Source organism: Schnuerera sp., from assembly GCF_035459645.1.
GTDB lineage: Bacteria > Bacillota > Clostridia > Tissierellales > Tepidimicrobiaceae > Schnuerera.
The window spans coordinates 1-2,193 of the sequence record NZ_DATHXO010000272.1 but is presented as its reverse complement, the minus strand read 5'-3'; the positions used below and the strand labels follow the sequence as shown (position 1 = coordinate 2,193).

3 protein-coding genes are annotated in these 2,193 nt (G+C 30.3%); all 3 read left to right on the top strand.

What is annotated here, in order from left to right:
• Positions 1-532, top strand: a 532-nt coding sequence (locus tag VK998_RS06360; protein WP_325226676.1) for a flavin reductase family protein, incomplete at its 5' end; no start/stop codon positions are given.
• 282 nt (positions 533-814) lie between these two features.
• Positions 815-1,360, top strand: a complete 546-nt coding sequence (gene yfcE, locus VK998_RS06355; RefSeq protein ID WP_325226674.1) for a phosphodiesterase — start codon at positions 815-817, stop codon at positions 1,358-1,360.
• A 101-nt stretch (positions 1,361-1,461) separates the two neighbouring features.
• The coding region (locus tag VK998_RS06350; protein ID WP_325226671.1) for a DegV family protein at positions 1,462-2,193 on the top strand (732 nt) is incomplete at its 3' end.

The window sequence follows — 2,193 nt, the reverse complement described above, 5'->3', positions numbered from 1 at the left end:
AAGGAAGGGAGATACTATCATGATAATTCAAAGAATTAATTTTAATGAGTATTCATCAGAAGCTTTAGAACAGTTGAAAAAGGGAGCTTTTCTAACTGTAAAAGATGGAAATGAAATAAATACCATGACAATAGGTTGGGGGACTATAGGTTATATTTGGAACAAGCCTATATTTATGGTTGCTGTCAGATATTCAAGGCATACTTATAAATTATTAGAAAATGCAAAGGAGTTTACCGTTAGTATTCCTTTAAATAATAATTTAAAAAAGGAATTATCTTATTGTGGAACTAAATCAGGAAGAGATGTTAATAAATTCGAAGAATGTAATTTAAGCATCCTAGAAGGGCAAAAGGTATCTACTCCTATAATTGGAGAATGTGAATTACATTATGAATGTAAAGTTGTTTATCAGCAGGTTATGGAACCGGCTACATTAGATGAAGAAATTAAAAAACGTAGCTACTCAAATAATGATTATCATGTATTATATTATGGAGATATATTAGACGCTTATTTGTTAAAGAAATAGATGATTCATATAATTTAATATTTTCTTTTAAGGATTTAGATGATAAAATTCAAGCTAGTAGGGAATCTCTCAAAAAATAAATATAAATCCATAGTGAGGTTATATCCTTGCTATGGATTTTGTATATAAATTGAAAGTATGTATTAAATAAAAAAGAGTACATATACCTGCTAAATTTACAGGAGAGTTAATTATTATGGAGGGATTTTCACAAAAAGGTAGAATATATATTTTAGAACAACCTAATGCCTAATAGAAATTTCATAAGAAGGGAGAAAACATATGAAACTTTTTTTCATGTCAGACATACATGGTTCAGTCTATTATTTAAACAAAGCATTGGATAAATTCAAAGAAGAAAAAGCTGATTATATTATAGTATTAGGAGATCACCTTTATCATGGAGCAAGGAATCCATTACCTAAAGAATACAATCCTAAACAAGTAATAGAAATCCTCAATAGTTTTACCGACAGAATAATTGCTGTGAGAGGAAACTGTGATAGTGAAGTAGATGAAATGGTACTAAATTTTCCTATAATGGCTACTTACTCAAATATTCTATACAATAATAAGCGTTTGTTTTTAACTCATGGTCATATATATAATGAAAACAATATGCCTAAATTAGCTAATGGTGATGTATTCATATATGGACATACCCATATACCTAAAGTAGAAAAAATGGACAATATATATATAATCAATCCAGGAAGCATAACATTGCCAAAGAAAAATAATCCTCATACCTATGGAATATTAGAAAGGAATACCTTTAAGATAAAAGACCTGGAAGGAAATACGCATAAAGAGATTAGTTTTGGATAGTAAGAACCATCCCCCTATGTTCCAAGTATAATATTTTCTAAATTGGTATATTATAACAATAATAATATAATAAAAAATTAATATATAAAGGTGGTTAGGAATTGAGTTATAAAATAATAACTGATACTTCAGCAAATCTTACAGAAGAAATGATTGAAGAGTACAACATTGACATTATTCCTCTTGTTTTTAGAATTGGAGAAGAAGAATTTTACAGTTATGTAAAAGGGGAAAAAACAGACATTAAACAATTTTATGATAGAATGAGGCAAGGTGAAATAATAACAACATCTCTCATAAGTATGGAGAAATGCCAAGATGTATTTGAAAGCAACTTAAAAGAAGGCAAGGATATACTCTATATTAGCTTTTCATCGGCACTTAGTGGCACATATAATGCTGCCCTCATGGTGGCAAAAAACTTGGAGAAGGAATATCCAGAACGAAAAATATATGTCGTCGATTCCCTTGCTGCTTCAATGGGGCAGGGACTTTTGGTTTATTATTGTGCAGAGCAGAAACGTTCTGGAAAGTCTATTGAAGAGGTAAAGGATTGGCTTATCGAAAATAGGCTTCAACTCTGTCATTGGTTTACAGTAGATGATTTGTTTCATTTAAAAAGGGGAGGAAGGATATCTGGGACAACTGCATTAGTTGGAACTGTTTTAAGAGTTAAACCAGTATTACATGTTGATAATGAAGGCAGACTTGTTCCTGTTAGTAAGGTACGGACTAGAAAGAAATCCCTTATTTCACTTGTAGATGAAATGGAAAAGACCTGTATAAATTCGACTGAGCAAATTGTATTCATATCTCATGGGGATTCCATTGAT

What these genes read in the sequence shown, in the direction of transcription:
- yfcE (WP_325226674.1), top strand. Translation starts at nt 815, where the DNA reads ATGAAACTTTTTTTCATGTCAGACATACATGGTTCAGTCTATTATTTA.